Source organism: Desulfatitalea tepidiphila, assembly GCF_001293685.1.
Taxonomy (GTDB): Bacteria; Desulfobacterota; Desulfobacteria; order Desulfobacterales; family Desulfosarcinaceae; genus Desulfatitalea; species Desulfatitalea tepidiphila.
Genome location: NZ_BCAG01000006.1, coordinates 105266 through 132221, shown reverse-complemented (window position 1 = coordinate 132221; position 26956 = coordinate 105266). Strand labels below are relative to the sequence as shown.

At 58.6% G+C, this 26956-nt stretch carries 24 protein-coding genes; 18 read left to right on the top strand and 6 right to left on the bottom strand.

Annotation, left to right across the window (positions count from 1 at the left end; genetic code table 11):
- The first annotated feature begins 114 nt into the window (after nucleotides 1-114).
- From msrB to DFT_RS20440, 10 genes are all read left to right on the top strand, one after another.
- On the top strand, nucleotides 115-1221 hold the full coding sequence (gene msrB, locus DFT_RS20480) for a peptide-methionine (R)-S-oxide reductase MsrB (RefSeq protein ID WP_054033102.1): 1107 nt from the start codon (nucleotides 115-117) through the stop codon (nucleotides 1219-1221).
- Nucleotides 1222-1372: 151 nt separating this feature from the next.
- Nucleotides 1373-1543, top strand: a complete 171-nt coding sequence (locus DFT_RS26355; protein ID WP_161807217.1) for a hypothetical protein — start codon at nucleotides 1373-1375, stop codon at nucleotides 1541-1543.
- A 73-nt stretch (nucleotides 1544-1616) separates the two neighbouring features.
- Nucleotides 1617-2039, top strand: a complete 423-nt coding sequence (locus DFT_RS20475) for a DM13 domain-containing protein (protein WP_054033101.1) — start codon at nucleotides 1617-1619, stop codon at nucleotides 2037-2039.
- Nucleotides 2040-2483: 444 nt separating this feature from the next.
- Entirely contained in the window at nucleotides 2484-3764 is a 1281-nt protein-coding gene (locus DFT_RS20470; RefSeq protein WP_054033100.1) for an ABC transporter substrate-binding protein, read from the top strand.
- 161 nt (nucleotides 3765-3925) lie between these two features.
- A complete protein-coding gene (locus DFT_RS20465) occupies nucleotides 3926-4798 on the top strand; it encodes a branched-chain amino acid ABC transporter permease (RefSeq protein ID WP_200907120.1) in 873 nt (290 codons plus the stop codon).
- On the top strand, nucleotides 4798-5736 hold the full coding sequence (locus DFT_RS20460) for a branched-chain amino acid ABC transporter permease (RefSeq protein WP_054033099.1): 939 nt from the start codon (nucleotides 4798-4800) through the stop codon (nucleotides 5734-5736). The genes DFT_RS20465 and DFT_RS20460 overlap by 1 nt, the downstream gene beginning before the upstream one ends.
- A gap of 185 nt (nucleotides 5737-5921) precedes the next feature.
- Complete coding sequence (locus DFT_RS20455) at nucleotides 5922-6683, top strand: ABC transporter ATP-binding protein (protein WP_054033098.1); 762 nt, start codon at nucleotides 5922-5924, stop codon at nucleotides 6681-6683.
- Entirely contained in the window at nucleotides 6680-7381 is a 702-nt protein-coding gene (locus DFT_RS20450; RefSeq protein WP_200907119.1) for an ABC transporter ATP-binding protein, read from the top strand. The genes DFT_RS20455 and DFT_RS20450 overlap by 4 nt, the downstream gene beginning before the upstream one ends.
- A gap of 74 nt (nucleotides 7382-7455) precedes the next feature.
- Nucleotides 7456-8220, top strand: coding sequence for an SDR family NAD(P)-dependent oxidoreductase (locus DFT_RS20445; RefSeq protein WP_054033097.1), 765 nt, complete (start codon nucleotides 7456-7458; stop codon nucleotides 8218-8220).
- An 18-nt stretch (nucleotides 8221-8238) separates the two neighbouring features.
- Nucleotides 8239-9927 (top strand): AMP-binding protein, encoded by a 1689-nt coding sequence (locus tag DFT_RS20440; RefSeq protein ID WP_054033096.1) that lies wholly within the window; start codon nucleotides 8239-8241, stop codon nucleotides 9925-9927.
- Nucleotides 9928-10048: 121 nt separating this feature from the next.
- Here the strand turns inward: DFT_RS20440 and DFT_RS20435 are convergent, their stop codons facing one another.
- Nucleotides 10049-10912 (bottom strand): nitroreductase family protein, encoded by an 864-nt coding sequence (locus tag DFT_RS20435; RefSeq protein WP_054033095.1) that lies wholly within the window; start codon nucleotides 10910-10912, stop codon nucleotides 10049-10051.
- Nucleotides 10913-10924: 12 nt separating this feature from the next.
- Nucleotides 10925-12238: an MFS transporter gene (locus DFT_RS20430; protein ID WP_152972101.1), complete on the bottom strand. Its 1314-nt coding sequence runs from the start codon at nucleotides 12236-12238 to the stop codon at nucleotides 10925-10927.
- Nucleotides 12239-12426: 188 nt separating this feature from the next.
- Between DFT_RS20430 and DFT_RS20425 the strand changes: the two genes are divergently transcribed.
- From DFT_RS20425 to DFT_RS20415, 3 genes are all read left to right on the top strand, one after another.
- On the top strand, nucleotides 12427-13200 hold the full coding sequence (locus tag DFT_RS20425) for an SDR family oxidoreductase (protein WP_054033093.1): 774 nt from the start codon (nucleotides 12427-12429) through the stop codon (nucleotides 13198-13200).
- Nucleotides 13201-13216: 16 nt separating this feature from the next.
- Nucleotides 13217-14818: an acyl-CoA carboxylase subunit beta gene (locus tag DFT_RS20420; RefSeq protein WP_083453680.1), complete on the top strand. Its 1602-nt coding sequence runs from the start codon at nucleotides 13217-13219 to the stop codon at nucleotides 14816-14818.
- A 236-nt stretch (nucleotides 14819-15054) separates the two neighbouring features.
- Nucleotides 15055-15699, top strand: a complete 645-nt coding sequence (locus tag DFT_RS20415) for an outer membrane protein (RefSeq protein WP_054033092.1) — start codon at nucleotides 15055-15057, stop codon at nucleotides 15697-15699.
- A 35-nt stretch (nucleotides 15700-15734) separates the two neighbouring features.
- Here DFT_RS20415 and ypfJ read toward each other — a convergent pair whose 3' ends face one another.
- Nucleotides 15735-16589 carry a KPN_02809 family neutral zinc metallopeptidase gene (gene ypfJ, locus DFT_RS20410; RefSeq protein ID WP_054033091.1) on the bottom strand — a complete coding sequence of 285 codons (855 nt, stop codon included), beginning with the start codon at nucleotides 16587-16589 and terminating at the stop codon, nucleotides 15735-15737.
- A 257-nt stretch (nucleotides 16590-16846) separates the two neighbouring features.
- Here ypfJ and DFT_RS20405 point away from each other — a divergent pair, with 257 nt between their 5' ends.
- The 5 genes from DFT_RS20405 to DFT_RS20385 all read left to right on the top strand — a co-directional run bounded on the left by DFT_RS20405 (nucleotide 16847) and on the right by DFT_RS20385 (nucleotide 22878).
- Nucleotides 16847-18037: a thiolase family protein gene (locus DFT_RS20405; protein WP_054033090.1), complete on the top strand. Its 1191-nt coding sequence runs from the start codon at nucleotides 16847-16849 to the stop codon at nucleotides 18035-18037.
- A gap of 209 nt (nucleotides 18038-18246) precedes the next feature.
- Nucleotides 18247-18570, top strand: coding sequence for a hypothetical protein (locus tag DFT_RS20400; protein WP_152972100.1), 324 nt, complete (start codon nucleotides 18247-18249; stop codon nucleotides 18568-18570).
- Between the two features lie 581 nt (nucleotides 18571-19151).
- Nucleotides 19152-20249, top strand: coding sequence for an AI-2E family transporter (locus DFT_RS20395; RefSeq protein WP_054033088.1), 1098 nt, complete (start codon nucleotides 19152-19154; stop codon nucleotides 20247-20249).
- A gap of 140 nt (nucleotides 20250-20389) precedes the next feature.
- On the top strand, nucleotides 20390-21217 hold the full coding sequence (locus tag DFT_RS20390; RefSeq protein ID WP_054033087.1) for a nitroreductase family protein: 828 nt from the start codon (nucleotides 20390-20392) through the stop codon (nucleotides 21215-21217).
- A 161-nt stretch (nucleotides 21218-21378) separates the two neighbouring features.
- Complete coding sequence (locus DFT_RS20385; RefSeq protein ID WP_054033086.1) at nucleotides 21379-22878, top strand: amidase; 1500 nt, start codon at nucleotides 21379-21381, stop codon at nucleotides 22876-22878.
- 18 nt (nucleotides 22879-22896) lie between these two features.
- Here DFT_RS20385 and DFT_RS20380 read toward each other — a convergent pair whose 3' ends face one another.
- Genes DFT_RS20380 through DFT_RS20370 form a run of 3 tightly spaced genes read right to left on the bottom strand, consistent with a single transcriptional unit; the run spans nucleotide 22897 to nucleotide 26826 of the window.
- Nucleotides 22897-24114, bottom strand: coding sequence for a CaiB/BaiF CoA transferase family protein (locus DFT_RS20380; protein ID WP_054033085.1), 1218 nt, complete (start codon nucleotides 24112-24114; stop codon nucleotides 22897-22899).
- 23 nt (nucleotides 24115-24137) lie between these two features.
- A complete protein-coding gene (locus DFT_RS20375; RefSeq protein ID WP_054033084.1) occupies nucleotides 24138-25355 on the bottom strand; it encodes a CaiB/BaiF CoA transferase family protein in 1218 nt (405 codons plus the stop codon).
- A gap of 43 nt (nucleotides 25356-25398) precedes the next feature.
- Nucleotides 25399-26826, bottom strand: a complete 1428-nt coding sequence (locus DFT_RS20370) for an NAD-dependent succinate-semialdehyde dehydrogenase (RefSeq protein ID WP_054033083.1) — start codon at nucleotides 26824-26826, stop codon at nucleotides 25399-25401.
- Between the last annotated feature and the right edge of the window lie 130 nt (nucleotides 26827-26956).

The window sequence follows — 26956 nt, the reverse complement described above, 5'->3', positions numbered from 1 at the left end:
TTTACACAATCTTTACACTGCCTTTATTCTCTCTTTAACCGCTCTGCTTATGATCCGAATGAACACATCATGCGGCGTGTTCAACAGCCGCAGACGGACTCATTGGAGGTGTCTATGAAACTATCATCTATCATCACTGCCATCGCTGCTTTGGCGATCTTCTTCCTGGGCTATGCGATGCTTTCCAGTGCAACCGGTAAGAGCGATACCCGCGATCGTAAAACAGGAGCTGAAATGAAAGCCAGGAGTGCCTTCTTTGCAGGCGGTTGTTTCTGGTGCACGGAATCTGATTTTGAGAAAGTACCCGGCGTCATCGAGGTCATATCCGGTTACACCGGCGGTCATGTCGCCAACCCAACCTATAAGCAGGTGTCATCCGGCGGCACGGGACATGTGGAAGCAGTTAAAGTTGTCTACGATCCCGGTCGCATCGATTATGCCGCATTGTTGGCGCACTTCTGGCGCCATGTGGACCCTACCGACCCTGGGGGGCAGTTTGTGGATCGCGGCGCGCAGTATCGCAGCGCCATATTCTATGCCGACGAAATCGAACATCGCCTGGCGGAGTCATCGAAACGGGACCTCGCCTCCACCGGCCGCTTCGAAAAGCCCATCGTCACCGACATTCTACCCCTGGGCCCCTTCTACGCAGCCGAGCCGTATCACCAGAATTACTATAAAAATAATCCCCTGCGCTATCATTACTATCGTTCCCGTTCCGGACGCGATCAATTCCTGGAAAAGGCCTGGGCCGACGCTCAACCCCCATCATCCACCAAACAAAGCTACCAGAAACCGGATCCGGAAGAGCTGCGCCGGCGGCTCTCCCCACTGCAGTACAAGGTGACCCAAAAAGAGGGCACCGAACCGCCCTTCGACAATCTCTACTGGAACAATCACCGTGAAGGCATCTATGTGGACATCGTCTCGAGCGAGCCACTGTTCAGCTCCACGGATAAATACGACTCTGGAACGGGCTGGCCAAGTTTTACGCGCCCCCTCGAACCCGACAACATAACGGAGAAGACCGACCACGCGTTCTTGGTGGTGCGCACCGAGGTGCGCAGTAAGCACGCCGATTCCCATCTCGGCCATGTGTTTAAGGACGGTCCACAACCCACCGGGTTGCGCTACTGCATCAATTCGGCGGCCCTTCGGTTCATTCCCAAGGAAGATCTGCAAAAAGAAGGCTACGAACAGTATCGATCTCTGTTTCGTTGAGCGCGACGGTGTTCGGAAAGGAGCAGTACTCATGAAATACAACCTCTTTTGGTTCTTAATTCTGACGGTGACGGTCGCGGCGGCATCAGCTGTGTTTCCGGCTCAGGCAGAGTCCCTGGCGGAAATCGCCTTTTACGTTCGATGATACGACGTGGGCAAGGCGGCCCTGGAGGGGCTGGCGGGCGTAAAAAAAGTGACCCGAGGATTTCGCGGGTTCCGTGAAATCAACACCGTAACCTACGATCCGGATGTCATCGGTCCGGAGCAGATGGTGGCGGCCCTGAAAATGGCCGGCACCTATGTTGGAACCGTCACACCCTGACGCACCAGACGAGCGGACGGGCAAGTGTGACGGGGTATCGGGAACTCGAAACGAATAGAAAGGAAGGTGCACCATGACACAATCATTTTGGATGACTCAAATTCTATCGGCGATGATGCTGATCATAGGCGCTGCCGGCCTTGCCGGTGCGACGGACATGATGAAAGATAACCCCATGCTAGGCATGCTGACAGGTACCATGGACCACCACGCCAGCGGTAAAGTTACACTGAACCAGGACATGAAGGGCCACACGACTTTAACGCTCAGCGACATAAAGATCGACAAGATTCCGGACGGTTATGTCTTCCTGGCCAAAGACGGCGACTGGCGCAAGGGTGTGGAGCTTGGCATGCTCAAGAAGTTCACGGGTACGGTCTCCTTCGATCTGCCCATGGGCGTAGAAGCCGGTGACTACGATACTGTTGTCATCTGGTGCAAGAAGTATAAGGTCGAAATCGGTCGGGCCGGCCTGTCCGATACGATGATGAAGTAGGGAGAGGCACGAAGCGCAGACGCGCTTCGTGCCAAACCATGAACACCGCCGTGACCTTGCGATGGGTCTTCCATGGTTGTGATGGCAGGGCGGTCTTAGCGCCTGGCCATTACAGTCGCGCCATTCTGCGCACCAGCTCCATGACCCGGCCGGCGCTGCCGTTTTCGGTGTAGGATCGAAAAATCTGCAGTTTAGAATTGTCACGCACGCGCATCATTGCTATAGTACCCTCAATTTATGAACATGGTTCGGTATCTGTGAATCATTCAGCAGTCGCCGCACCATGAATCAACGTTTTTGCCGCTGCATTTGCCGCAGATTTTTGAACATCACGTAAATTTTCCATGCGCTTTCGACGGCGCGACATGTTGCGGTGATTTTCACCCGGGATGGGCCTTAATCCCTTATTAATGATTTGGACGCACAATCAGGGGGAGGTTTGCCATGGCAAAGAAGGGATGGACACGCAGACGTTTCATTCAAGCCGGACTTTTAACCACCGGGGCGGCAGCCCTTGGCGGATTCGCCAAACCCACCGGGCTCTGGGCGGCGACGCCCAAGATTAAAGGCCCCATCAAGGTGGGGTACCAGGCGGTGATGTCAGGCACGTTGGCGGGTTACGGGGATTTTCACAAGATGGGCGCCACCCTGGGCATGGAGGAGATCAATGCGGCCGGCGGCATCGCCGGCAACAAACTGGAGATCGAATTCCGGGATTCCACCCTGAAAACACCGGAAGCGATCCAGAATGCACGCTATTTCGTCGATAGCTGGGGCGCCGATTTCCTGGCCGGCGTGGACTCTTCGGGTCAGGCCCTGGCTCTGGCGCCGGTGATGGCCGAACTGGACAAGGTGCTCATGGTCACCCATGCGGCCACCGAGAAGCTCACCGAGGAGCAGGTGTTCAAAAACGGCGTCCGCCAGATCTTCCGCATCTGCAACGCGACTTATCAGGACGGCAATGCGGCCGCTTTCGTGGCCAAGGATCTGCCGGCCAAGACCTGGGCCACGGTCAGCCCCAAATATGAGTATGGCTACACGTGCTGGGAGATGTTCAAAAACACGCTCGGAAAGCTCAAAAAAGATGTCTCTTTTACCGCGGAGTCGTGGGCGCCTTTCGGGACCACGGATTTCCGGCCCCACATCAACACGATTATGGATGCCAAACCCGACGGACTCTATTCCACCGAATGGGCGGGGGAGTTGATCACTTTCGTCAAACAGGCCAACCAGGCCGGCTTGTTCGAGAAAATCAAGCACGTCATGTTCCCGGTGGGCGCGGCCATGGATGTGCTCGAAGGGCTCGGGGCGGAGATGCCCGATAACATCTGGATCTCCGGCCGCTACTTTTTCCTCTACCCGAACAACAGCCGCAACAACGAATGGGTCCAGCGCTTCCGCAAACGCTGGGACCATTTCCCGGCCTATGTCTCCGAAACCGGTTACTCCACGATGTTCGCCTTCAAAAAAGCGGTGGAGGCCTCCGGGTCCAAGGAGACCAAGGCGGTGATCCAGGCCCTGGAAGGCATGCAGATGGATTCACCGGCCGGTCCGCGCGTCTTCAGGAAAGAAGATCACCAGGCCATGTATGACGTGCCGTGGGGGTTGACGGTGGCGGATGCCAAATACCCCTTCAAGATCATGGGCAAACAGGTCATGGTGCCCGCGAAAGAGTGTTTCAACCGGCCGCCTTTCGAAGGGGACGCTTCCAAACCGCCGTTCTGATGAACGATCGAACGGGTTCTCAATGACTTCGCCCCGCCGCCGCGTTTCCACGAGATCGCGTGGAAACGCGGTTACCCTGGCGGTGGCCAACGGCAACGAGTGCAGAGAAGCGCCGGCGATAGTGTTCCCCTATTGAATAATGCCGGGAAGTGGAGGCTGTTTTGACACTGGAATCCATTGTGCACGTCTGTTTGGCCGGTCTCTCCACTGGGATGTTCATCTGGCTGGTGGCCAGCGGCTTGACCCTCATCTTCGGCGTCCTGGGCGTCCTCAACTTTGCACATGGCAGTTTTTACATGTTGGGCGCCTACTGCTGCTTCACGGCCCTGAGCGCCCTGGGCGGCAATTTCTGGGTCGGGCTGCTGATCGGCCCGATTCTGGTTTGCGCGGCCGGTTTCATCATCGAACGCTTTTTCCTGCGTTATGTCTACCACCTGGCCCTGCCGTATCAATTGCTGTTGACATTCGCCTTTGTGCTGCTCTTCGACGATCTGGTCAAGATCATCTGGGGCGGCGGCTCGTTAGGGTCGCCGAGCGTACCGGGGCTCAGTGGTTCGGTGGATATTCTCGGACGCTATTTTCCCACCTACAACCTCTTCATCATCATCGTGGGTCCGCTGGTGGCATTGGGACTGTGGGCGCTCATCGAGCGTACCTGGTATGGCCGCATCATTCGGGCGGCCTCCTCGGAACGCGAAATGGCCGCCGCCATCGGGGTCCCGGTGCCGGCTCTCTTCACATCCGTATTCGTGTTCGGCACCTGGCTCGGCGCGATGGGCGGCGCCCTGGCCGTCCCCTACGTCGGACTCCTGACGCCCGGCATGGGTGAAAGTATTATCATCAATGCATTCGTGGTGGCGGTGATCGGCGGCCTGGGCAGTCTCAAAGGCGCATTTTTAGGGGCCCTGATCATCGGCCTGCTCTCTTCTTTCGGCACACGTTTTCTTCCGGCTTTCGACATGTTTCTCACTTTCATCCTGATGGCCGCAGTGCTGCTGCTGCGTCCCCAGGGATTTTTCGGGAAGGCGACCTGATGAACCGATATCTCAACACCATCCTTGCGCTGCTCGCCATTGCCGCCCTGGTTCTTATCGGCCTCTTCGGCAGCCGCTTCGTGATCTATATCACTTCCCGGGTAATGATTCTTTCGATTTTCGCCATGGGTTACAATGTGCTTTTTGGACGGACCGGGCTGCTTTCCTTCGGACACGCGGCCTTCTACGCCGCAGGCGCATACGGCCTGGGGCTTTTCTCCCTCCACGTACATCCGCATCCGTTGGCCGGCATCCTGGTCGGGGTCATCTGCGCCGGGCTGCTCTCGGCGATGATCGGCTATTTTTGCGTGCGTCACACCGAAATTTACTTCGCCATGTTGACCCTGGCATTCGGCATGATGGTCTTTTCCCTCATCTGGAACATGCGCAGCGTCACTGGCGGAGACGACGGCCTGGTGGGCATCATGCGTGCGCCCATCGCCCTGGGGGTGGTCTCCATTCCGATGATCAAGCCGCAGTACTACTATTTTCTTATTCTTTCACTGCTGCTGCTGACGACATTTTTGATTTACCGGATTTTGCACTCCCCATTCGGGCTCGTGCTGGCCGGCATCCGGGAAAACGAGAAACGGGTCGTCTTCGCCGGCGTCTCGCTGAAAAACTACCGTTTGGGAGCGTTTGTCATTTCCGGGACTTTTGCGGGACTGGCCGGGGCGCTGGCCGCCCTGCTGGAGAGTCATGCCGAACCTTTTTCGGCCCACTGGAGCCATTCGGCTGCGCCGATCCTGGTGACGCTCATCGGCGGGCTGCAGACCTTCATCGGGCCCATCGTCGGCAGCGCGGTTTTCATCGTGCTGCGGGAAATGATCGAGCGTTTCACGCACAACTGGATGCTCTGGTTCGGGCTGATTCTATTGGTGATCATCATGGGCTTCCGGGGCGGCATCGTGGGCATGTTCGCCAGTCGGTCCAAATGAGGCGGGTGGATTGTCAACCAGTTGAAGATGGGGCTTTACCGACATCCTGGTCCAATCCGGGGCCGCCCTGTTCAGCGGGTTCTGGATTCCGGCGTTCGCCGGCATGACGCCTCTGAGGCTTTTTACAGGTCCGTCGCTGTTGAATGATCGTTTTCAATCTTCCGTTAATCGGGCAGGGAATCGCGATGACTGCTGAAATCTTGAAGATCGTCAACTTGAATAAGTCCTTTGGGCGGGTCAGGGCCGCCAGCGATGTCAATCTGACCCTGCACGAGGGCGTGCTCACTTCCATCATCGGACCCAACGGGGCCGGCAAATCGACGCTGATCAACATGCTCTCCGGATCAATTCCGCCCGACACCGGCCGGATCTATTTCCAGGGCGCTGACATCACCCGTCTGCCCGTACACCGGCGGGTGAAAATGGGGTTGTGCCGCTCGTTTCAATTGGTGAACATCTTCCCGGAGATGACAGTGGCGGAGAATCTCCTGCTGCCCGCGCTGGCCATACGGAATCTCACGAGGCGGTTGCTGCGCGCCATCCACAAGGAGACGGCGGTCCACGCGGAAGTCGCCCAGATTCTGGAGCGCATCGGATTGGAGAACGAGGCCCACACCGTGGCCAGTGCGCTATCGCACGGCGATCAGCGGGTCCTGGAGGTCGGTGTGGCCCTGGCCGCCCGGCCCAAGCTGTTGTTTCTCGACGAGCCCACCGCAGGCATGAATCCGGTGGAACGGGTGCGCATTCTTGAGAATATCCGCAGGTTGTCGGTCAACAAGGAGACCACCTTCGTCATCGTGGAGCACGACATGGATATCGTCTTTTCACTTTCGGAACGGGTCATCGTGCTGCATCACGGCGAAGTCATCGGTGACGGTACGACCGAAGCGGTCAAGAACGATCCGAGGGTGAGGGAAGTCTACCTGGGGCAAGAGGTGACGTCATGATGCTTCAGGTCGAGTCGATGAATACCTTCTACGGCAAGTCGCATATTCTTCAGGATGTCTCCTTTTCGGTGGACAGGGGAGAGGTGGTGGCCTTGCTCGGCCGTAACGGGGTCGGCAAGACCACCTCTTTGCGTTCGGTGATGGGGCTCACCACGCCGCGCAGCGGTGCGGTTCGGTTCAAAGGGGTGGACATGCGCGGCAAGCCCGCCTATGCCATCTCCAAGGCGGGCATGGCCTATATGCCGGATGACCTGCGCATCTTTCCAGACCTGACCTGCGAGGAGAACCTGGAGATCGCGCGGCGGCTTTCGGGCCGGGACGGGCACTGGACGCGTGAACGGGTGGAGGCGCTCTTCCCGGTCCTCGGCGAACGCCGCAAACAAATGGGAATTCTTCTTTCCGGAGGAGAGAAGAAAATGCTCGGCATGGGACGGGCCTTGATGGCCAATCCGGACATGGTCCTGCTGGACGAGCCCTCTGAAGGTCTGGCCCCGTTGATCGTGGACAACCTGGCCAGGGTGATCGAAGAGATCCGCGACACGGGTATGACCATCCTGCTGGCCGATCAGAATCTCAAATTCTGCCGCAGGGTGTGTGCGCGAGGCTATATCCTCGAAAAGGGGTGCATCGTGCACACGGACAGCATCGCGGCGATCTGGGACAACGAGTCGATCATCAAGCAATACCTCGCCTTGTAGCATACCACGGAACAGATGCGCCGCCAGGCGGCGCACGGGAAGGGCGACGATACCTCCATAAGGAGATCATGGGTATGAACCTCGATATGTTTTCACTCAGTGGCAAAGTCGCCATGGTGACCGGCAGCTCGAAAGGCCTGGGCCGCGCGGCGGCCATGGCGTTGGCCAAGGCCGGAGCGGACATTGCCGTGTGCGGCCGCAATCCGGACGATATCGATGCGGCGGTAGCGGAGGTCCGCAAACAGGGCCGTCAGGCTGCGGGTTTTGCATTCGATGTCACCCGTAAAGAGAGCGTGGACCAGGGTGTGGCGGAGATACTGGCGCGTTTCGGAAGGGTGGATATTCTCTTCAACAATGCGGGCACCAACTATCGCGTGCCGGTCCTCGACTATCCGGAAGCGGAGTGGGATCGCATCCTCTCCACCAATCTGAAAGCCTACTACCTGGTGGCCCAGGCGGTGGTGCCCCAGATGATCGAACGCGGTTACGGCAAGGTGATCAACATGAGTTCGATTCTGGGGCATGTGGGCCTGCAGAACCAACTCGCCTATGCCTCATCCAAGGGGGGCGTCGAGCAGATGACCAAGGTGATGGCCCTGGAGTGGGCCAGGGCCGGAGTGCGGGTTAACGCCATTGCGCCGACCTATTTTGAAACCGAGATGGTCAAGCAGATCCGGCATGACCGGGAGCGCTTCGACTTCATCAACGAGCGCACCCCCATGGGCCGTTGGGGCAAGCTCGAGGAGATCGAGGGCATCGTCATCTTCCTGGCCGCTCCGGCATCCGATTTCATCACCGGCCAGAGCATCCTGATCGACGGCGGCTGGACCGCCTGGTAGCTTCGCAAAGGAGTGGAGATGGACGACACTTTCTACGACGGCAAACCCTGGTTGCGGACCTACCCCGATTGGCTTTCCACCCCATTCCCGGGCAGCTATGAAACGGTTCTGGACAAATTCAGGCGGGCGGTCGATCGCTATCCGCAAGCCCCCTGCATGTTCTACTTCGAGGGGGCCGTCAGCTACTCGGAGACCGCCGCCTTGGCCGATGCCCTGGCGACGGCCCTCGACGACATGGGCGTGCGGCCGGGGGATCGGGTCCTTTTCGTTCTGCAGAACATTCCCCAGGCGATCGTTGCCTCGGTGGCGGTCTGGCAGCTGGGCGGGATCGTGGTGCCGGTCAACCCGATGTACACCGCCAGGGACCTGACGCACCTGATCGCCGACAGCGGGGCGCGCTTGGTGATCTGTGAGGACCTGCTCTACGAGAAGAGCGTGCGTGCCGCTGCGACCGAGTGTCAGGTGATCACGACTTCGGCGCTCGATCTGCTGGGGGCGCAGCAGTCCATGCCGGCCCAGCTGGCCGGCATTCGCCGGCAGATCTTCGCCGACACCGAGGATTGGATGGGACTGCTCGACAGGTTCGCCGGGCGCCGGATCGCCGGCCGTCCGCCGGGCCCCGAAGACATCGCCTACCTGGTCTACACCTCCGGCACCACCGGCCCGCCCAAGGGAGCCATGATCTCCCATGCCAACATCGACCACAACTGCTTCGTGTACCAGACCGCGGCCCGGTTGGATCGCAGCGACGTGGTCTGGGGGGTCGCACCGCTGTTCCACATCACCGGCATCGTGGCCCACCAGGCGATCGCTTTTCATCTGGGGATCCCGGTGGTGCTTCACAACCGTTTCGACGCCGCCGATGCGCTCCGGCTGCTGGAAACGCACGGAGTCACCTTCAGCGTGGCGTCGATTACCGTCTACATTGCTCTGCTGAACCATCCGGCGTCCAAGGCCAGCAACCTGGCCGCTTTTCAGAAGGCATACAGCGGCGGCGCACCGGTCTCTCCGGCAACGGTGGCCAAATTCAAGGAGGCCCTCGGGCTGACGATATACAACGTCTACGGTCTGACCGAGAGCGCCTCTCCGGCCACCATCACGCCCCTGGGAATGGAAGGGCCGGTCGACGCCGAGACCGGGGCGCTGTCGGTGGGCCTGATCATTCCCGGCATCGAGGCCTGGATCGTGGATGTGAACGACGCCGCCAGGCCCATGCCGCCGGGCCAGGAGGGCGAGTTGGTGCTGCGCGGGCCGAGCATCGTGCGGGGCTACTGGCAAAAGCCGGAAGAGACGGCCAGGGCCATCGTGGACGGCCGCTTTCACACCGGCGACGTGGCCAAGATCGACGAAAACGGGTGGTGCTACATCGTCGACCGCAAAAAGGACCTGATCAATGTGTCCGGATTCAAGGTGTGGCCGCGGGATGTGGAGGATGTGCTCTACCAGCATCCCGCGGTGCGGGAGGCGGCGGTGGTCGGGGTGCCCGACGATTACCGCGGGGAGACGGTCAAGGCTTTCGTCTCCCTGTCAGAGGCATTCAAGGGCCGCACCACCTCCGAGGAGCTGATCCAATTCTGCAAGGAGCGATTGGCAGCCTACAAATATCCGCGTATCGTGGAGATCATCGACGACGTGCCGAAGACCGTCACCGGCAAACTGCTGCGGCGCGAACTCAAGAACCGGTCGGTTGCGCCTGCCGGGAGCTGAGCGCCCCTTCGAAAATTCTTCAGCCACCTTTTGGCGTGCAACGGTCTGGAACCGCATGCGCCGTTATGGCATTCGGGGCCGGACCTTTGTCAATGCCTGAGCGGCCCGCGGTTCGGGGCCGCTATTCCCAGCGAACCCGGATGCGGTTGCGGTCGACCAGACGCAGATACTTGAGTTTGGGGTAACCGACGATCAGCACGCTTTGAATCTGATGCCCTTCGGGCAGCCCGATGGCCTCGGCCAGGGGCGGATACGACCGGGCGGCGATCTCCAGCAGCCCGATATAGGTGCACTCCAGTCCCAGGGTGCGGGCGAACAGTCCCACCGTGGTCGACGCGATGACGCAGTTGTCCTTGGGGGTGCTCGTTTCCAATAGGGAATGAAACATCAGCACCACCGGTGCGTGGTGGAAAATCGGGTCGTAGCCCACCGATTTGGCCTGCAGCATGTTTTCCCGGTAACGCACCAGCTTTTCCACCAGCAGCCGTGCCGGCGTGGCCGGGCCGGCCGGCATGGACTTGAGCGTTTCGGCGGCATTGGCGCCCATTTCGACAAAAAAGTCGATGGTGAGATCGGAGAGACGCTTTTTGCGGTCGTCGGTTTCCAGCACGATGATTTCAACGCTTTGCACATTGCTGCCGGTGGGCGCATATCGAGCCGCCTCGATGAGTTGCTGGATGGTCGTTTTGGCCACCTCTTTTTTCTTGAATTGGCGGTGGCTACGGCGTTCCCGGATAAAGCGCATGAAGGCATCGGACGGGAATTGCACCGGGGTGCCGACGGGTTCGAAGTTGTTCATGTCCATGCGGTGGTGGGTGATGGCGTCCGCGGGGCACAGGGAGACGCAGTGGCCGCAGACGATGCAGCATTTCTCGTCGGCCTGGACCGACACCTTTTCGTCTTTCAGGCTGAAACAGCGCGGGCAACGCAGGACGCAGATACCGCAAGTGGTGCATTTTTCCTGGTCGATGGTGACCCAACTCATGGATGTCCTCCTTTATGGCATGGCCGGTAGATGTTTGGGTTTTAGATGGTTGTCGGAACGGGCGGGCATGCGGGCGCAGATGGCGATACCCGCCGCAATGGCCGCCACCGTGATGGCCAGCGGAATGTCATACTTGCCGGTGGCATCGTAGAGCGCACCGGCCAGCACCGGGCCTGCGGCGCTCACCAGCGTGACCACCGGAATGGTCCAGCCCAGGATGCGGGCATAGTTGGCGCGCCCGAAATAGTGGCTCAACAGCTGGGGCATCAGAACGATCATGCCGCCGAAGCCGATGCCAGTCAGAATCGAATAGGCATAGATGAAAAGGATCGACCGGGCCCACATCAAGCAGAGCATGCCCAGCCCCATGCCGGTGAGAAACGCGGCGGCCAGCCGGCGGCCGTCGTAGCGCATGCCCAACACCCCGCACAGCAGCCGGCCGATGATACTGCAGCCGAGCATCGTGCCCAGGGCCGCGGCCGAACCGATGGGCGAAAAGCCCAGGTCCTGCAGGTAGGCAACCTGGTGGGTGCCCAGTATATTGGTCGCAAACAGGATGATCGAAAAAAGCGCGACGATCATCCACAACGCCGGGGACCGCAACGCCTGTCGGACGGTGTAATCGATTTCCGTGGAACTGAGTAACAATTCGGGCAGTTGCAAGGCATCATCGACGGGCGCGGAGGGGCGACGGCCGTCGACTTCCAGGCCTACGTCGCCGGGGTGGTTGCGGATGATCAGGCCGCCCGCGGCCACTGCCAGTACCAGGTGAAACCCGGCCAGCCAGGCCCAGGCCTGCTGCCATCCATGCGCGCCGATCAGCGCGCCGATCACCGGCGGCATGACAAACCCGCCCATGCCGCCCGCCGCGAAGAGCAATCCCATGGCCACGGATCGTTTTCGCACATACCAGTTGTTGATCACCGAAGTGACGGGAATGAACTCGCCGAAGGCGATAACGACCCCGATGATCAGTCCGAACCAGATATAGAGGTGCCATACGGTGGTGACTTTCGACATGCCGAAGAGGCCCGCCACCGCCAACAGGTTGCAGAAGATGATGTTCCTGCGCGCGCCGAAGCGCGAAATGGCCGTGCCGGCCGCCGGCCCGAGCAGGCCGCCGATGATGAAAAAGAGGGTGTATGGGCCGGAGAGGGCGGATCGGCTCCAGTGGAAGTGTTCGGACATGGCCGGAAGGAAGACGCCGTAGGCATAGGTGATATTGCCGCACAGGCTGCCGTAGACCAACATGAGCCCGACCAGATTGATCCACCCGTAATTCTGGCCGCATGATCGGCCGAAAGAGCGCCAACGCCCCGCGTTCATTTGTCGTCCTTTTTCATGGAAGTCGCCCACCCGTTTGTCATATGCGGCATTGTCGAACAAGATACGGCCATCATGCGTATCCGTTCCAATTGGAGCTCTATTCTATTGACCTTTGGGCCTCACGGCAATACAAGATTGCCTGTTTTTGAAATCGGATTTCGGACCATGGATTTGAAAAGGAGTGTACGATGAGCTTACGGCAATTGATGGATCTATCGGGGAAAGTGGCGGTCATTACCGGCGGATCGCGGGGGCTCGGCCTTCAGATGACCGAGGCGCTGGGTGAATTGGGTGCCAAGGTGGCCATCACCGCCCGCAAACAACATGAGCTGGACGCGGCCGCCGAGCAGCTGTCGGCCCAAGGCATCGACGTATTGACCTGTTCAGCCGACCTGTCCCGATACGAGACCATACCCACCGTGGTGGACCGCGTCATCGAAAAGTTCGGCCGGATCGACATCCTGGTCAACAACGCGGGAACCACCTGGGGTGCCCCGGCCGAGGATCATCCGGCCGACGCCTGGCACAAGGTGCTCAACCTCAATGTCAATGCGCTTTTCTTCCTGACCCAACTCGTCGCCAAACGCTGCATGATTCCCAACCGGTGGGGCAAGGTCATCAACGTCGCTTCGGTGGCCGGACTGATGGGCAACCCGCCGGGCATGGATACCATCGCCTACAACACCAGCAAGGGGGCCGTGGTCAATTTCACCCGCGCCCTGGCCGCCGAGTGGGGCAAGTACAACATCAACGTGAACGCCATCTGCCCAGGTGTTTTTCCGACCAAAATCGCCAAAGTCCTGGTGGACACCATGAGCGACATGATTCTGGCCACGACCCCGCTGGGCCGCATGGGCGGGCCGGAAGATCTCAAGGGGCTGGTGGCGCTCTTCGCCTCGGAGGCCGGCCGTCACATTACCGGACAGTGGGTGGCGGTCGACGGCGGCGCATCGGTGATTTAACAGAAAGGTCTGGATTATGAGTTACCCGCACGATGGCAATCCTGAAAATAGCGAGTCCATTCGACCCGAGCTGGCCGAGCTGATCGAGCGCACCGCACTGGGTCTCGATGAAAACCGGCCGGAGGCGGTCGCCCGTCGTCAGAAAAAGAACCAACGCACGACACGCACCAATGTGGAAGACTTTTGTGATCCCGACAGTTTTATCGAGTATGGCGGGTTGGCCATCGCCGCCCAGCGCATGCGCAGAAGTGAAGAAGAATTGAGAGTCAAGACACCGGCCGACGGCCTGATCGCCGGTATCGGATCGGTCAATGGCGACCTGTTTGGCGAAGAGAACTCCCGTTGTCTGATATTGGCCTACGATTACACGGTGCTGGCCGGGACCCAGGGCCATTTCAGCCACAAAAAGATGGACCGCATGTTGAAGCTGGCCCACGATCAGGCGATTCCCCTGATCCTGTTCGCCGAGGGCGGCGGCGGAAGACCCGGTGATGTGGATGCCGGCGGCGTGGTCATCGCCGGCCTGGATCTCTCCACCTTTGCCCTGTTCGGCGGGTTCAGCGGCAAGGCGCCGCTGGTGGGCATCGTTTCCGGCCCCTGTTTCGCGGGTAACGCTGCTCTGCTGGGTTGCTGCGACGTGATTATCGCCGCCCGGAATTCAAATATCGGCATGGGCGGACCGGTGATGATCGAGGGCGGGGGGCTGGGCGTCTTCCGGCCCGAAGAGGTCGGTCCCATGGATGTGCAGACGGCCAACGGTGTCGTGGATATCCCGGTGGCGGACGATGTCGAGGCCGTTGCCGTGGCCAAGCGATATCTCTCCTATTTTCAGGGTCGGACCAAGGATTGGCAGGCGCCCGATCCGATGCCCCTGCGCGACATCATCCCGGAAAACCGGCGGCGCACCTACGACATGAAGCGGGTCATCGAGGGCATCGCCGATGTGGGGTCGTTCCTGCAGCTGCGACCCGACTACGGCCAGGGGATCATCGCGGGATTTATCCGTATCGAAGGCCATCCGTTCGGCGTCATCGCCAACAACTGCCAGCACATGGCGGGCGCCATCGAAGCCGAGGATGCCGACAATGCGGCCCGCTTGATGCAGATCTGCAATGTGCACGGCGTCCCCATCCTGAGCCTCATCGACACCCCCGGCTTCATGGTCGGTCCGGAGATCGAAACCCGGGCCCAGGTGCGACATGTGTGCCGCATGTTTGTCATCGGCTCCCATGTGTCGGTGCCCTACTTCTCGGTGGTGACCCGCAGGGGATACGGCCTGGGCGCCATGGCCATGGCCAGGGGCGGTTTTCACGAATCCGCCTTTACCGCCTCATGGCCCACCGGCGAGTTCGGCGGCATGGGTCTGGAAGGCGCGGTCAAGGCCGGGTTCAAGAGGGAACTCGAAGCCCAGCAGGACCCCCAGGCCAGGGAAGCGCTTTTCAATCAGCTGCTCAGCCAGCTCTACGAGCGCGGCAAGGCGGTCAACATGGCCGCCTACCTGGAGATCGACGCGGTGATCGATCCGGCCGATACCCGCCGGTGGATCATGAAAGGGTTCATGTCGGCACCCAGTCGAACGGCCAAGGAAGCCAATCAACCCTATATCGATCCGGTTTAACCCGTCTATTTTATAGGACTGTCATCCGTTCATAGACCGGCCGGTGTCGCTTTTGCCCTCATGGCGCCACCGGCCGGTTTTATTTTTTTGAGATACCCGCTAAAGCATTTCCCCAACCTGCCGATGAGATGAGTGCGCTTTTCTTGCGCGTTTTTGGGTCTTCATAGTCGGTCCCTCGCCGGTTCATGAATCCAGAAAGTCGATCGTTCACACCCAATACCGAAAGGAATGGAAAAATGCGCAAATGGATGGTTCTGATGTCATTGGTGCTGATGACTGCGCTGGCGGGCAATGGTTCGCAGGCCTGGGCGGCCGAAGGGTTTTATGCGGGAATTCAAGGCGGGGTGGCGATGCTGGAAGACGCTGAAGCGGAACCGGCCAAATCCGAAATGGAAACCGGTTATGTCCTTTCCGGCCTGGCGGGATATGATTTCGGCCCTTTTCGCTTTGAAGGGGAGATCGCCTACCGGGAAAACGACATCGACAAGGTCACCGTCTTAAATAGCGACACGGATTCCAGCGGCGATGTGAGCGCGTGGGCATTCATGGTCAACGGGTATTTCGACTTCGAAAACCGCACCGCTTTCACACCCTATATCGGAGCCGGCATCGGATATGCCCGCGTGGAGATCGACGGGAAGGCCACTTATGGCGGCAGTACGACCGTCAAGTGGGATGACCACGACAGCGGACTGGCCTACCAGTTGATGGCCGGCGTCGCCTGGGACCTGTCGGATACGATCGTTGTGGATATGTCCTATCGCTACCTGGATTGCGATGACATCGAAATCGCCGGAACATCCAATTGGGGTTTTACTGTTGAAGATGAGATCGATTACGAGAGCCACAATTTCATGATCGGTCTCAAGTGGTTTTTCTAATTGGGAAAACCGGTTCGCCGGCCAGGCGATGAAGGCTATAAATCGTCGGTATCGAAGGTGTTGCAGGCGCCATAGCTGCCGGTGGTGAATCCGCGCTTGAACCATTTGACGCGCTGGGCCGAAGTGCCGTGGGTAAAGGCGTCGGGCACCACATACCCCCGGCTTTGCATCTGGAGACGGTCATCGCCGATGGCATTGGCGGCGTTGAGCGCCTCTTCGATATCCCCTTCCTCGATGATCTGCCGCGCCCGATGGGCGTGGTGGGCCCACAGCCCGGCAAAGCAGTCGGCCTGGAGCTCCAGCCGCACCAGCAGTTCATTGGATTGAGATTTAGGGAGCCTCTGGCGTGCGGTCTGAACCTTGTTCATGAGCCCCGTCAAGGTTTGTACGTGGTGCCCTATCTCGTGGGCGATGACGTAGGCCTGGGCAAAGTCGCCGGGCGCCTGGAATCGCTGCTTCATCTCCTGGAAAAAGTCCAGGTCGAGATAGACCTTCTGGTCGGCCGGGCAATAAAAAGGTCCGGTGGCCGACTGGGCATAGCCGCAGGCGGATTGTACGGCACCCGAGAAGAGCACCAGCTTGGGCTCGATGTATGAATGGCCGCTTTTGGCGAAGATGGCGTTCCAGGTATCTTCGGTATCGGCCAGGACAACGGAGACGAATTCGACCAGCTTCTGTTCCTGGGCGGTCTGTTCATAAGGTGCGTTCTGGGACGAGGTGGAACTCAGGCTGCCGGTCTGCTGCAACAATTCCGAAGGATCCATGCCGAAGTAGAGTGCCACTAGAACCAGGATGAGGGTGCCGATGCCGCCGCCCGCCACTTTGCGTGAGACCCTTCCGCCACGTCGGTCCTCGACATTCGAACTTCTGCGACCGCTCGTCCATCTCATGGTTTTCTCCTTATTGGAGTCTCGTCTTTCCCCGCATACGGTCTGAATAGCAAACGGGATTCGTTTTAACAATGGGATGATTCGGAGCGCTCCAAATTGTCTCAGCACCCAGCGTGCACGCTGTTCGGGAAACGGGATTTATTGTTTTCACCGCCTTTCGAGTTGCGGTTTTTTATGAAATCTGGTCTTTTGAAACGAGTGATTCACCGGATAAAAACGGAATTTGTATGATTCCTAAGTCAAAGGAGGCGATTTCGATGAATAAAACCTTAAACGACGTGGTGGTGGTGGACGCGGTTCGCACGGCATTCGGCCGGGCGGGCGAAAAAGGCATTTTCTGGACCACGAGGGCCGAGGATCTTTGCGTGCCGTTGCTTCAGGCGCTGATCCAGCGAAACCCCGGCCTGAAGCCCGGCATGGTGGAAGACGTGTTGTGGGGTGTCACCAATCAGGTCAAGGAGCAGGGGGGTACCATCGGCCGAATGATTTCCATGCTGGCCGGTTGGGGATGGGAGGTGCCCGGATGTTCCATCGATCGCATGTGCGCCAGCGGCCTGACGGCCGTTGGACTGGGCGCTTCCTATATCGCCGCCGGCATGGCCGACGTTCTGGTGTGCGGTGGAGTCGAACACATGGGACACCTTCCCATGGGATACATGCGTGACGCGCATCCGCGCTCCGAAGAGGTGATGGGGGATGCGTCGGCCTTCAACATGGGCATGACCGCGGAAAATATCCACGACCGCTTTCCAAAATTTACCAAGGAGATGGCCGATGCCTATGCCGAAGAGTGCCAGCGCAAGGCCGACGAGGCCATCAAGGCCGGGAAGATGAAGGAGATGATCATTCCCGTGGAGGCAACCCTGGCCGACGGCACGCGGCAGATCATGGACAAAGACCAGCACCCGCGGCCGGGTACCGACATGGCCGGTTTGTCGACCCTCAAAACCCCCTTCCGTGAGAATGGCGGCCGGGTGACGGCCGGCAATGCCTCAGGATTGAACGACGGTGCGGCCGCCGTGTTGGTGACCAGCGCAAAAAAATGCGCCGAACTGGGACTCAAGCCCGCCATGCGCTGGATCGCAACGGCCGTCGCTTCGGTGGATCCCCGGGTCATGGGCATCGCCCCGGTGCCGGCCACGGAAAAGGCCCTGGCCAAGGCGGGTATGACCATCGACGATATGGATATCATCGAAATCAACGAGGCGTTCGCCGTTCAGGCCCTGTACTTTCTCGATCACTTCGGCCTCAAACCCGATGAACCCAGGGTCAACATCTGGGGCGGGGCCATCGCTTACGGCCATCCCCTGGCCGCTTCGGGCCCCCGGCTGATCGCGTTCCTCAAAGGGCTTTTCAAGGAAAACCCCCAGGCGCGTTACGGATTGACCACCATGTGTGTGGGCCGCGGTCAAGGCTACACCATGATTTGGGAAAACCTCTTGCGATAGAAGACCTTCTCGTTTCGAACCGCGTCGGGGCGGGCCGTACCTCCGCCCCGTCCTCCCCATCTGTGCGGACTTGCGTGAATCGCTGACCGCCGGCGCGTTCCGGATGCTTGATATGCCCCCCTTGACACGGCCATCTACAACATTACTGTTTTTTTGTCCTGTAAAAAGTAATGAATCATTATCACAATTATCGACGACAGGAGGCGAAAATGAAACTTTGGGATAGAGTTCAAAGAGGCATGGAGGCCGGTTTCGACGCCGCCATCGCGGCCGTGCACACCATCACCGAAAAGGCCGGTGAAGGGATCGAACTGACCCGTCTGCGGCGCGAAAAGGCGCGGTTGGAGACACAAGTGACCCGACGTTTGGCCGAACTGGGCAATAAGGTTTTTGAAAGCATCTCCGCGAGCCAGAATGACGAACTGGCCAAGCAACTGGGCGTCAAGGAGATGGTCTTTGACATCGCCCAGGACGAGGCTCGAATGGTGGATGTGGACATGCGCCTCAAAAAAGAGATGAAGGATCGGGAATAGAACAAAGGCTGACCTTAAAAAAGCGGAACCGGAGCTGAGGTGGTGCGGGGAACCGATCACTGGGTGTGACCAGCCGGACATCTGAGTGTCCTTCGCGTTGCTCCGGTTTAAACTATGATAAGCACAGTCCTGCCAAAATCAAGGCGTCGAAGGCATTACGACTGCGGCGATCCTGCGACATCGCGGCCTGAGGATGCCGTCGTATACCTCATACATCCTCATGGGACCACGGGTAAAGCGGATCAAGATGGATGCCCCGGATGCAGGAAAACCCGGCCACCTATCCGACCGTCCGTACCCCATCCCTTGACGCCACCGTAAAACGTCCGATATCTGCGTTGTGCTCATCCCGTCGTTATTGCGGCGTACGACAAGGACGCCTCAGGACACGGAATTTCGCACGCCTTGATCTTGAACTTCTTACGGCGCCGTCCGACAGCGACTTTTTACATAACCATCATCCCTTGGCTCAACAAAAAAACGATAGGCATTTGATTGCCGGTTTCATCTCGGTTATAAACAACTGATCCATGAACCCGGCGTTAGCAAAGCTCCAGGACTCACATGCCTACGGAATCCGTATGATCAACCTTTCAGAGTTTGTCCGGGCAAATAAAAAAGTGGCCATTTGGGCGGCTTTTTTCGCTCTCCTGTTTTTAGTGCGCGAGGTTTTCGGACTCGTCTTCCTGACCTTTATCCTGGCCTATATTTTCAACAATGCCGTGGTCAAGCTGGAGAGACATTTTCGCCTGAAACGATACTATTGGACCGTGGCGGTCTATCTTTTGTTCGTATCTGTGGTGACCAGTCTGATGATCATGGTGATGCCGAGGATCATTACCGAGGCAAAGGATTTTTTCAACAAATTACCGGAATTGATGAGCGCGATACGGCTTTATCTGGACGAGTTGGCTCACAAACAGCCTCAAATGACGCCTTTTTTGGTAAGCGTCAAGGAGGCCATTACCCTGAAAAATTTGTTGGGACTGAGCAATGAGGGCCTTGTGGGTCTGGTGATTGGCTTTTTCAACCGCATCTCTCATTTTCTCACCTATTTCCTGCTTGCCACGCTGTTCAGTTTTCTGATCGTTCTTGACTTGCCCAACCTTAAATCGCGCGTTCTGGCATTGCGGCAAAGCCGGTTCAAGGAGGTTTACGATGAAACCGCCGACAGTGTCGCTCAGTTCGCCATGGTGGTCGGTTATACGTTCCAAGCCCAGATACTCATCGCCATCATAAACACCATTTTCACCGCTTTAGGCCTCTGGCTCTTGGGGATACAACCCATTGCCCTTCTTTCGAGCATCGTTTTCTTTGCAGGTTTGATTCCCGTCTGGGGCACCTTCATTTCATCCGTTCCAATCCTGCTGCTGGCCTTCAATGACGGAGGCATGGTGCTTGCGGGCCAAACCGTCATCATGATCGCCTTCATACATGCGGTCGAGGCCTATATCCTGAACCCCAATATCGTTTCTGCCGTGCTGAAGATCAATCCCCTTTTGACCCTGATCATTTTGTATTTAGGTCATACCTTGTTCGGACTCTGGGGGGTCTTGTTGGGCGTCCCAGTGGCAGTTTATGTCTATCGCTACATCATCATGAAACCGGCGGACGATACGCCCGGGATGACCGCACAGGTCGAAAAAGGCAAGGAGACGGACAGACCCCAACAGCAATGACCATGGCTACCCGATTGTTGACGGGTGTGGATCGTGATCGGACAGCAACCACTTCTCCCCTCCCAAAGGGACCGATTCGATTCGCGAATCGTCCGACGGCCGGGATCACTTTCATAGAGAGCAGTGTTTTGAGGTGACTGATGACGCTAATCAAAATTGATGAAACCAGATGCAAAAAAGACGGGTTTTGCGTGCAGGCGTGTCCAGCCAACATTATCAAGCAGACAGATGAGGACCGTATTCCCTTCATGATCGAGCAGGGCCGCCAGATATGCCTTCGGTGCGGTCATTGCGTGGCGGTCTGCCCCCACGATGCCCTCGACCACCAAGAGGTGCCCATCGAAAACAGCCCCAAAATTCAAAAGAACCTGGCGATCGACGGGGAGCAGGCATTGCAGTTTCTCAGAACCCGGAGATCCATCCGGCGGTTCAAGAATAAGCCGGTGGCCAAGGAGACGATTCAAGCGCTTATCGATGCGGCCCGGTACGCTCCCACCGGCGGCAATTCACAGTTGGTGACCTGGACGGTTCACGCGGATCCGGCCCATTTGACACATATAGCCGACTTGACCATCGGATGGATGAAAGCCGCGCTGGCATCGGATGCAGGCAAACATCTGCCACCCTATTTTCCGAGGTTCGTCGATGCCTACGAGGCTGGAATCAACTCCATCACCCACCATGCACCGTGCCTGGTCATCGCTTCTGCGCCGGGATATTACGACAATGGCATGGTGGATCTGTCCATCGCCCTGTCCTACTTCGAACTCACGGCCGTTGCCAGCGGACTTGGCACCTGTTGGATGGGATTGATCGCCCGGGCCCTCAGACAGGATTCGCAACCGCTTCGACAGTCGGTCGGCCTGCCCGACGGCCATACCTATTTTTATCCAATGGTGCTGGGGTATCCGAAATTCAAATACCGCCGGCTTCCGGAGCGGAAACCGGCAACGATAATCTGGAAGTGAAGTAAAACAAGTTATACTGTATCACAGCGCATGTACCTGCTTTATCGGATATCTTGACCGCTTGGCGTGTGGCATCGGCACCTGTTCCACCCGGACCGAATTTGCTGGCTGGTATTCAGTTCGAACCCTGATTTGACCCATTCACAGAAAAGGAGAGCTCAATGGGCGGTTTTAAGGAATATGGCCAATATGATGCGATGGGCTTGGCGGAACTGGTGAAAAGGGGCGATGTCACCGCGAGTGAACTTTGTGAGGCGGCGATTGAACGTATCGAGGAGGTGAATCCGAAACTGAACGCCGTGGTGACACCTATGTTCGATGCCGGGCGCAGCGCGGCAGCCCGGCCCTTACCCGACGGGCCTTTCGTTGGCGTTCCATTTTTGTTGAAGGACCTGCTGGCCGCCTATGCAGGCGTCCCGATGACCGGCGGCTCCAAGGCCTACAGAAATTTCGTGCCCGATTACGACGCTGAAATGGTGAAGCGGTTTAAAAAAGCGGGTCTGGTCATCCTGGGCAAGACCAACACGCCTGAATTGGGCCTGATGGGTGTCACGGAGCCGGAGGTATTCGGAGCCTGCCGCAATCCCTGGCACACCGATTACACGCCCGGCGGTTCGAGCGGGGGATCCGCAGCGGCCGTGGCGGCAGGCATGGTGCCCATGGCGGCCGGCGGCGATGGCGGCGGCAGCATTCGGATACCGGCTTCCTACTGCGGCCTTTTCGGCCTGAAACCCTCACGCGGCCGGAACCCCAGCGGCCCACGCAACGGGTGGTCGTGGCAGGGAGCTGTACAAGAACACGTCATCACCCGGTCCGTGCGCGACAGCGCCGCCGCCCTGGACGCCACCCAAGGTCCGGATACGGGCGCTCCCTACGAAATCAGTCCGCCTTCGGGATCCTATCTCGAAGCGATTGGAACCCCTCCGGGGAAGCTGACCATCGGCTTCAGCGTGACCTCACCCATCGGGGCATACGTTCATCCCGAATGCGTCAAGGCCGTTGTCGAAACGGCCAAATTGCTCGAAGAATTGGGGCATCGCGTCGAAGAAAAACAGACGGGCGTGGACGGCAAAGCGGTTGCCAAAGGCTACCTGACCATGAATTTCGGTGAAGTGGCCGCCGACCTGGAAGAGATGCGGGCAGTGCTGGGAAGAAAAGTCACGGTCTCGGACGTCGAGCCGACGACTTACACGCTGGGGCTTCTGGGGCGGGCCGTTTCGGCAGGAGAATTCGTTGCGGCCATGCGGGCGTGGGACCGCTCTGCAAGACAGATGGGAGCGTTCTTCCAGGCTTATGACTTGTACATGACACCCACCACAGCGAATCTTCCGGCCAAGATCGGTGCATTACAACCGTCGCCGGTCGAAAAAGCTTTGATGAAAGTGGTCAATACGTTGGAGATTGGACGGCTGCTTAAAGCCACGGGAATCGTCGACCAGTTGGCCGGCAAGAGCCTCGAACGCACGCCTTTCACCCAGGTGGCCAACCTTTGCGGCCTGCCGGCCATGACCGTCCCCCTGCACTGGACCCCGGACGGCCTTCCCTGCGGCACGCACTTCATCGCCCCGTTCGGCCGTGAAGAGAGACTGTTCCAACTGGCGGCGCAACTGGAAGCGGCGCGGCCATGGGCCGGCAGAAAACCGCGAATATGGGCGGATTAAAAAATCAGAAGATGCAGATCAGAATATGACCTTATCTTTTTTCAACTTGTCGATTTCATCCGATGACATCCCCAGATAGTCCCTGAAGATTTCTTCGGTGTGCTCCCCTATCCTGGGACCGCACGAACGGATGGCCGCCGGCGTCTCGGAGAATTGCCAAGGCGGTGCAATGACCCAGTTTTTACCGATGACGGGATGATCGACCTGCCGAAAGACCTTTCTCTCTTTCAGGTGAGGATCGTTGAAAAGCGCCTCGCTGGACATGGACGGCGTGGCGGCGACACCGGCATGTTGCAGCATGCCCATCACGTCATAGGGATCCTTGTCCCCGGTCCAGGCGGACATGATGGCGTCCAGTTCGGCCTCGTTCGTCTTGCGACGGGCATTGTCGGCAAACCGGGGATCGTCGATGAGGTCGCTTCGGCCCATCGCGCGGCACAGGTTTTCCCACTCCGCCTGGGTGGCCACCGCAATGCTGATCCATTTATCTTCGCCCTTACAGCGGTAGCAGTTATGCGGCGCCATGACGGCGTTTTGGTTCCCCTGGCGCATGGGAACCCGCCCGTTCATCACATAGTCCAGGAAGATATCGCCGGCATAGGTGGCGATGGCCTCCTGGGAGGCCAGATCGATATACTGTCCCTCTCCGGTCTGCTGATGATAATAGAGCGCGGCCAGGATGGCGAAGGCCGATGTGCACGCGCTTCTCAAATCGATGGAGCCGAGAAAGTTGCTCGGCGGCCAATCAGGATAGCCGGTCACATGGGGTAATCCGGCCAGGGCGGCAAAGGTCGGTGCATAGCCGATATACTCCCTGTCCGGTCCTGTCTGGCCGCACGCCGAAGAAGAGATGTAGATAATGTCCGGCTTGATCGCTCGGGCCTCCTCATACCCCAGGCCGAGACGCGGCACCACACCCGGCCGCATATTTTCCATGACCACATCGCTGACCTGGATGAGGTTTCTGGCGATCTCCACCGCTTCGGGCATTTTCAGGTTCAGGCAGACGCTGCGCTTGTTCAGATTCAAATTGTTGAAGACTTCCGATTCATCGAGGGTTTGAAATGCCTTGCCCGTCGTAAAAGAGATGATCCTGGAATGGTCCGGTCGCTGCCGGCTTTCCACCTTGATCACTTCGGCGCCCAGAAAGCCGAGCAGACAGGTGGCGTAAGGACCGGCCCAGGCCGATGTGAATTCAACGACCCGGATACCCGTCAAGGGGCCGCTATTGTCCATGAGTTCCCCTTTTTGTCTTGTTGTCATAGGATTCCCGCATCTTTAAAAATTTTCAGATCTTCGGTGGTGTAGCCGAGTTTTTCCTGAAAGATCATCTCGTTATGCTCTCCCAGGCGTGGGGCCGGTCTTGCGACCGCCCATGGCGTTTTGGAGAACCGGTAGGGAGAAGATGGGAATTTCTCCAGTTTTCCCATCACCGGATGGTCGATTTCCACGAAAAACCCCCTGGCATTGAAATGGGGCGAGCACACCACGTCTTCGGCCGTGTTGACCTGTGCCACCGGCACGCTGAACGCCTGGCCTTTTCTGAAGATCTCCTCCTTGGGTTTGTCCTTCATCCACTCCAGGATATAGGCGTTGATTTTCTCCGCATGGTTGCCGCGCTCAAATCGGTTTTGACACCAGGGCTCCTTGGACCATGGGGGATCGCCGATCAGTTTCATGAAGTTTTGCCACTGGTGCTCTTCGGGCGTCACGATGGAGACGAATCCATCCTTGCACGGAAATATTCCGTTGCCGCTCATTCGCAGAGATTCCCCCTTGCGACTCATATTGATGCCGCTGTTGGGAAACGTCACGCTTTCCACACGCTGCATGGCGATCAGGGCTTCCATTTTCGACATGCCGATGTATTGCCCTTTGCCGGACGCTCCCCGCCAGAACAGGGCGGCCATGACCGCAAGGGAAGCCGTCAGCCCGGCATCGAAGTTGCCGCTGTTGCCCCCGATTTGCACCGGCGGACGATCCAGGTCCGGCGCCACCAGCGGCAGCAGATAACCTTGCCCGCTCATGTGCGAGATGTTCAGCTGGTAGGCTTTATAGTCCTTGCAGGGGCCTGTTTGCCCAAATGGCGTAATGGCCATCATGATGAGACCGGGATTGGTTTTTTTCAATGTTTCATACCCAAGCCCCATCGCTTCCATCTCGCCGGGTCGGTGATCTTCGATCAGGATGTCCGCCTGGCGGACCAGCCGCTCAAAGATCTCTTTACCTTTGGGCTTCGACGGATCGAGGGTGATGCCGAACTTGTTGGTGTTGATATACAAAAAGAGCCCTGATTTTTCGGGGTCCGGGTCATCGTTCTGGAAAGGCGGCCTTCTTCTCGCTTCGTCTCCGGTCACCGGCGGCTCTATCTTGATCACTTCCGCCCCGAGGTCGGCCATCAATTTGCTGCAATAGGCACCGCTGATAGTGGTGCAGAATTCGATGATCTTAACGCCGTTCAGCGCGCTGGGTGCCATAGCTGTTTTTCTCCGATAGAATGTGGTGATAACGTGGGAATGTTCAAATTGAGAATCCGCCCAGCTTGGTCTCCAGATACTCCTCGATGCCCTCGATGCCGCCCTCGCGGCCCAGCCCGCTCTCTTTCATGCCGCCGAAAGGCGCCGCGGCGGAGGTCGGATTGATGTCGTTGATGCCGACGATGCCGAAATGCAGGCCTTCGAACAGGGTAAAAGCGGTTTTCAAATCACGGGTGTAGACATACGAAGCCAGCCCGTAGCGGGTGTCGTTGGCCATGGCCAGCAGGTCGTCCTCGTCGTTGTAGGAAATGATGGGGGCCACCGGACCGAAGGTCTCCTCCCGATAGATGGTCATATCGGGGGTCACGCCGCTGAGAATGGTCGGCGCATAAAAGAATCCCCGCTCCAGACCGTTTTCCGTCAACCGTCGGCCGCCGGCGATCAGTCCGGCGCCCCTGGCGATCGCATCCTGGACTTGTCGATCGACCTTCTCCAGGGCCGCATCGTTGACCAGCGGACCGATGCGCACGCTCTTATCAAAGCCCGAGCCGGCTTTCATGGCAGAGACGCGCTGGGTCAACTCACCGATAAAGGGATCGATGATATCGGCATGCACGTAAATGCGATTGGGGCTGATGCACGCCTGACCGGTGTTGAGATACTTGACCAGCGCCAGTCCCTTGGCCGCATGCACCGGGTCCGCATCGCGGCACACGATAAAGGGAGCGTGGCCGCCGAGCTCCAGAGAGACCCGTTTCATCTGGGCCGCCGCTTCCCGGGCCAGCATTTTGCCCACCTCGGTCGATCCGGTAAAGGTCAGCTTGCGGATTCTGGGATCTTTCAGGAACGTGTCGCCGATGGGACTCGGCGCCTGTGCCGTCACCAGGTTGACGACGCCGGAGGGCATGCCGGCGGCCTCGAAAATCTCGAAGACCGCCTTGGCGCACAAGGGCGTGGCTTCGGCGGGTTTGAGAACGATGGTGCACCCTGCCGCCAGCGCCGGTGCGACCTTGCGGGTGATCATGGAAATGGGATAATTCCACGGGGTGATGGCGCCGACTACCCCGACCGGCTGACGCAGCACCATGAAACGCTGGTCCGCCCTGGACGAGGGAATCGTCTGGCCGTAGATCCGCTTGGCCTCCTCCGCATACCACAGCAGAAAGTCGGCCCCATATTTGACCTCGTTACGCGCGGCCTGGAGCGGCTTTCCCTGCTCCTCGGTCATCACTGCCGCCAGATGGTCCAACTTCTCCATCATCAGGGCATGGGCCCGGTACAGGAACTGAGAGCGTTGGTAAGCGGTCTGAGCCGCCCAGTGGGGAAAGGCGTCGGCCGCAGCTTCGATAGCCTTGGCCGCGTCATTGGCGTCCCCCGCCGGCACCTGTGCGATGATGTCGCCAGATGCGGGGTTGACCGATGGAAACGTACGACCACTTTCTGCGTTGACCCATTTTCCATTGACGAACATCGTAAGTCCTCCATTGTTGATGCATTCGTTCGATGTCTGCCACTCTGGACGTGCCGGGCTCGCACCCTCATGCAGATCAGTTCGAAGATCGCACTGCCAAGCCCGCCGGCATCCATTGCGAAGAAGGTAG